Raw genomic sequence first — 5,769 nt, forward strand, 5'->3', positions numbered from 1 at the left:
GGCATCATGATTGGCCAACCCAACTTCAGCGAAACCGCCGGTAAAGTCTATGGCTTCCACCTGGGGTGGAGTGGTAACCACCGGTTCCATGCCGAAGCGATGAGCGACGGCCGCCGCTACCTGCAGGCCAGTGAACTGTTGATGCCCGGAGAGGTGGAGCTGGCACCCGGTGCCAGCTATACGACACCTATCCTATACAGCACCTACAGCAATAAAGGCCTGAATGGTATCAGCCAGAATTTCCATAGCCACGTCCGCGCTGAAATCATCCGCTTCCCGGAACCGGAAAAAGTTCGCCCCGTGCACCTGAATACCTGGGAAGGAATCTACTTCAACCACAACCCGGACTACATTATGCAGATGATACGCTCAGCGGCAGAAATCGGCGTGGAGCGTTTTATTATCGATGACGGCTGGTTCCGCGGCCGTAACGATGACAAGGCCGCCCTGGGGGACTGGTACCTTGATGAGCAAAAATATCCCCAGGGCCTGCAGCCCATTATCGATTGCGTGAAAGAGCACAATATGGAGTTTGGCCTCTGGTTTGAACCGGAAATGATCAGCCCGAACTCTGACCTCCATCGGACCCATCCCGACTGGGTGCTCTGCACTGAAGGGTATGAACCGGTGACCATCCGTAACCAGTACGTACTGAATCTGCAGATTTCGCAAGCCTTTGACTACGTTCTGGAACGTCTCGACAGCATGCTCAGTGACTATGATATCCATTACATCAAATGGGATATGAACCGGGAACTGGTGCAGCCGACCCACCATCACCGTGCAGCCTTCCATGGCCAGGTCCTGGCTTATTACCGGCTGGTGGATGAAGTGCGCAAACGACACCCGCTGGTGGAAATTGAGACCTGTTCCGGTGGCGGCGGTCGGGTCGATTTCGAAGTTCTGAAGCGCACCCACCGCTTTTGGGCTTCGGACTGCAATGATGCCCTGGAAAGACAGACCATCCAGAAGGGGGCCAGTTACTTCTTCCCGCTGGAAATTACCGGAGCGCACATCGGGGCAGCGCTCTGTCACACCACGGGCCGTCAACATAACCATGACTTCCGGGGTATTACCGCCCTGTTTGGCCATATGGGCGTGGAGTTGGACCCGGCCAGTGCTTCAGAGGAAGAGAAACGGTCGTTTGCCAAATACATTACCCTTCATAAGTCCTTACGTCACCTGTTGCATACTGGCCACCATTTCCGCTGCGACACGGCCCATAAGGCATCGCAAGGATGGGGGGTTATCAGCACCGACCAGCGGGAAGCCCTGGTGATGTTTGCCCAGCTGGATATGCCTGAGTATGCCATGTCAGCCACGCTGCAAATTCCCGGCCTGAACCCGGACAAAGACTACAAGGTTGAGGTATTGGAAAAAAGCTCTTCCGATATTTACATGAAACAGTGCCCGCCCTGGATGACTGAGTCTGCCATTATGAGTGCTGTGCTGCTGGAACAGGTTGGCCTGATGATGCCGGTGATGCAGCCGGAAAGTGCACTGCTGATCAAGATTACAGAGGTTTGAATTTTATACGATATTTGTCATGTAATGCTTTCGGGTTGCCATATTTTTGCTGGAAACCCGAATTTTTCCGGGAACGAGTTTCATACCAGTTCAGCACTAAAGGCCGACATTTTGTATAAATCCAACGTCCATTGACTCCTGTCTTAAAACTGGCTGAGCTTCTGGCCAAAGTGCAATTCTGGCAAAAGCAGCGTGATCTCTCTATTATCCGTACTCAATAAAAAAACATGGATAAATCTAAAAGTTAGCTTATGCCAATTCTTTCATTTCTTCTGGGAGTGCTCCTGACCTGGCTGTTTATGTCAGGCCTGATGGCTCAGGGTCTGGCGCTGTTGATACGTATCTGGTGGCCATCGTCAAGCCACGAGCGCGGGTTGAAGGTTGATCAGTGGCTGTTGAATAACCCGGTACAGCCCTCTTCCGGCTGGCGCTTGCCAGGTTATTGGAAAGACACGCACGAATACCGACAGGCCTGCGCTGAAATGGCCGGGTTGCTGGCCGACAAAGCCTGCCTGTCCACCCGGGATGAAGTCCTGGATGTCGGTTTTACCAGCCATGATCAGTTACTGGTCTGGCTGGATTATTACCAGGTTCAACATCTGACGGCAATCGCCAGTGATGAGCAACTGATGGTCAGGGCGCTTGAGCACTGCGGGCATTACAATACGCTTAAACTGGTGCGGGGGGGGGAAAAGTCACTGGCAGAACGGCCAGAGCATAGCTGCGACAAGTTAATTGCCCTGGACTGCGTTTACCAGCTGGAGTCACGCTCTCACTTTTTCAGCCATGCCCACAAAGTGCTAAGGCCCGGAGGCACCCTGGCGTTTACCGATATGGTGCTGGCCCGTCCATTTCAGGACCGTCGGGAGCAGCGCCTGATAAACATTCTTGGTCGCATATCAGGACTCCTGGTTGAGGATATGCCCGTCAAGGAGTCCTACGAAAACCTGCTTCTGCAGCATGGGTTTAAGCAGGTTGAGATTCTGGATATTACCGATGATGTCCTTTCCGGTTTCTGTTTCTGGTTTGGCCAGCATTACCAGAGCCTTTGTGCATTTACACGTTCGAAGATGTGGATCAGGCTGCGACTGCAGGTCTGGTTTATTCGCTGGATGCTTCACCGGGAGCAACTGCGCTATGTGATGATTATTACCCGCTGACAGGTTGAAAGGCAGTTTATCCACAGTTTTTGCCTTGAAAAATATTTTGCTTAACCACTTTTCATCCCTGAGGGTGGCGTAAACCGATGGTCCGGCACTCCGATGGTCCGGCACTCCGGTAATCCGAAGCAATCAGAAAAGTAGAACAGATTGTCGAATAAGGTTTTCCTCGCTACTGGTAATGGGAAAACTGCGCTCGGGCATGAGCGTCTTGCAGAAGGAATCTCCCACTATATGGCGGTGGGGTGGCCATCCGCCTGGTAGTGGGAGGGCATCAAGATGTGCTCATCACTAACCAGATCTCATAGACGACAAAAGCCAACAACAACAGCAGGCATTTAACCCTGGATACTTTCCATACACGATCAGGAGTCTGGTCTGGTTTTTCTCTATTATCAGAGGTCTTGCCAGAATAAACGACAATCGCCATAAGAATAGTCATGCCAACCATGGTTAACATATCAATTCGCAGAGCCGTTGCATCCACGGTAATATTCTGGCCGACAATACCAGACAACCCCAGTACCGCGAGAATGTTAAAGATATTGGAACCAATAACCGCAGCCGCTGCCATATCATGGAGCCCCTTTCGGGCACTGACAACCACTGTCGCCAATTCAGGCAGGCTGGTACCAAAAGCCACCAGCGTCAGGCCAATAATCAGTTCATTAACTCCCATCGCCAAGGCAATACCTTTAGCGCCCCATACCAAAAGCTGAGAGCCCAGCACCAGCATCACCAACATAACCAGAGACTCGACAAAGGCCCTGAGCGTACTGATCGGGAGTACCGGTATATCTTGCTCGGCTTCCTGTCCGGTTGATGAATTCAGTAGATAAAAGCTATAAGCAAAAAATGCCACAGAAAAAATAATCCCATCCCACAAACTTAATGTACCGTCCATTAACATCAGGGCAGAACCTATGGTAGTAATCAGCAGGATCGAAAGTTCGCGGTAGACAATCCGTGCCTTGACGACCAAAGGTGCAATCAGTCCACCAATCGCCAGAATCAGACCGATATTGACGATATTAGAGCCAACCACATTACCAATGGCGATGCCACCGGAGCCATTAAATGCCGCAACAGAAGAAACCATTAACTCAGGGGCAGAAGTACCAAAAGCAACCACCGTGACACCGATGGTTAATAGCGACATGCCCAGACGAAAGGCCAGGGTAGACGCCACTTCAACGAGCCGGTTGGCGCTCCAGCAAAGTACGGTAAAGCCGACAGCAACGGCCAAAATAAACTGAGTGGAAATCATGAATGGAAATCACTGAGGGCATAACGACCAGACGACAGGAACCAGGCCCTCTCACTGGCATCCATCATCTGAGTCTGGCCAAATGCTGCCCTTTGGCAAGCATCGTATACACCATGACCGAACGATCAATGCATGTTGATGTATACACCTTTGGGGTCAAAACTGACCAAGGCAGGCTACTCCCTCAATATTAGGCTGATTATAGCGATTGCCAGGAGGGAGAAAAGCAGTGTTACTACGGTATCAGTAAGTAGTTTTTATGGAACGGCATGAAATAACTTCCCAATTCCAGGGACGCTGACCAAAGAGCCCGAACTGCTTGTGCTTTTGCGGACAGCGACCTTCACGTTTGTTTATTCACAGACAGCAAGCGGATCTTCTGTATAATGACCCGATCTCGCGTAGGGATAAAGTCACGGCTCTGGGTATACAGCTTGATCTCTGCATCCACTGCTTCGCGGAGTTTCACCCGGCCGGCCGCCTGTCCCTGAAGGTTAATCCGGGTAGCACCCGACTTAATCTTCTCAAGGTAGCGTTCCATGGACGTGAAAAACCGCAATGCAATAGAAATAATATGTGCTGGCAGCAGGTTGGCCTCTGCCATCTCCTTGTGAACACCAATCTTGAGGGGCCTTGGGTCTGACACATTAAACGCGGCGGGCCAGATAACGCGCACCAGACGCAGCGCCTCAGAGTTCATTACGTCACTTTCAGGCCGGTTATGCAGCCTCTCAAGAATTTTCCTGGCCTCTTTTGGAAGCGCCTGATTCGGGCCGGGAGCATCCTGTTCAGATGCCAGCTGCTGAATGGCCTGGTCAGAAATTTTACTGTCTTCTGCTGTCATCGACTGCCTTGCTCAAATAACCCCGGGCATCCCGTAACGCCCTTGAAAACCGATACCCAACCAGCCTGAGCCAGCGGGAACACTATAATGACGGATTCGGGCCCACCATAAAAGTGTAATTTATCAACAAACCGTACCAATCATCAGACTGATGGCGGAGCATCGGAAAATACTACTGTCCACCCTGAACCTTTGTTTAAATGGGTTGTCCAACTTAAAGGGTATAAGTCATTCAAGAGGTTTGAATAATCATGTTTTCCCCCACAGGCAGTTGTCGAACACTAAATGAGCCATTATGGCCAGCGGTTTGTGAACGTAGTCCCCTTACGGCAAAAAAAGAAAATGAAAATCTCAAAGCAAGGGCCATTGAGCTGCAAGGTGTCTATATTCCCAGCGATAAATGCCACACAGGGACCGCAATTGGCCGGTTCTATTGCCGTTCCATGCGACAATTGAGACCAGAGGAAAAACCTCAGCAGATGCTCGTCAAAGATTTTAAAACAAATGCTGACTGTCCTGATCCCAACCAAATCAGGCAGCTCCAGTGGGCGATTTATATGCAGAGAAGTGTTGCAGACCATTTTTGGGGTTATAATCCGCAGATCTCCCAGGAAGAACTTGACGAGAAAGAACAGCAAGTTTTGGGCGATGCCTGTCCGGGGGCTGGAAATCCGGTGGATGCCTTCACTTCCTTCAAAGAACCGTCATCAGCCGCCTCAGGGTCACTATACCCGATGAGCAAAAGCCCGGTTAACACAGCAGATACGGCAACGTTGTGTGATCTCGCTTCACTCTCGATAAGTGTAAAAGGTACTTCTGTAGTCACCTGCGATGTTGGCGTGCAAACTGACAGTGAGCCATTATGCACTGTTTGCCGAAACAATTGCCCTGGTACCTTGTACCAGATGGCTGACTGAGAATAGATTGCCCTATTGCGGTGGCAGCAAATTGGTCTAAAAATTCCGTTTTTC

The 5,769-nt window shown here is 50.8% G+C and carries 5 protein-coding genes; 3 read left to right on the plus strand and 2 right to left on the minus strand.

Annotated features, from left to right (window positions below; all coding sequences use genetic code 11):
* Window positions 1-1,527: alpha-galactosidase (locus tag KDK14_RS09710; RefSeq protein ID WP_257264900.1), on the plus strand; the 1,527-nt coding region annotated here is incomplete at its 5' end.
* A gap of 251 nt (window positions 1,528-1,778) precedes the next feature.
* Entirely contained in the window at window positions 1,779-2,687 is a 909-nt protein-coding gene (locus KDK14_RS09715) for a methyltransferase domain-containing protein (protein WP_257264901.1), read from the plus strand.
* A 274-nt stretch (window positions 2,688-2,961) separates the two neighbouring features.
* Here KDK14_RS09715 and KDK14_RS09720 read toward each other — a convergent pair whose 3' ends face one another.
* Window positions 2,962-3,954 carry a calcium/sodium antiporter gene (locus tag KDK14_RS09720; protein ID WP_257264902.1) on the minus strand — a complete coding sequence of 331 codons (993 nt, stop codon included), beginning with the start codon at window positions 3,952-3,954 and terminating at the stop codon, window positions 2,962-2,964.
* A gap of 343 nt (window positions 3,955-4,297) precedes the next feature.
* Complete coding sequence (locus KDK14_RS09725; protein WP_257264903.1) at window positions 4,298-4,798, minus strand: ProQ/FinO family protein; 501 nt, start codon at window positions 4,796-4,798, stop codon at window positions 4,298-4,300.
* A 251-nt stretch (window positions 4,799-5,049) separates the two neighbouring features.
* Here KDK14_RS09725 and KDK14_RS09730 point away from each other — a divergent pair, with 251 nt between their 5' ends.
* Complete coding sequence (locus KDK14_RS09730) at window positions 5,050-5,715, plus strand: hypothetical protein (RefSeq protein WP_257264904.1); 666 nt, start codon at window positions 5,050-5,052, stop codon at window positions 5,713-5,715.
* Window positions 5,716-5,769: the final 54 nt, after the last annotated feature.

It is taken from the genome of Endozoicomonas sp. ONNA2 (assembly GCF_024606365.1).
Lineage (GTDB): Bacteria > Pseudomonadota > Gammaproteobacteria > Pseudomonadales > Endozoicomonadaceae > Endozoicomonas.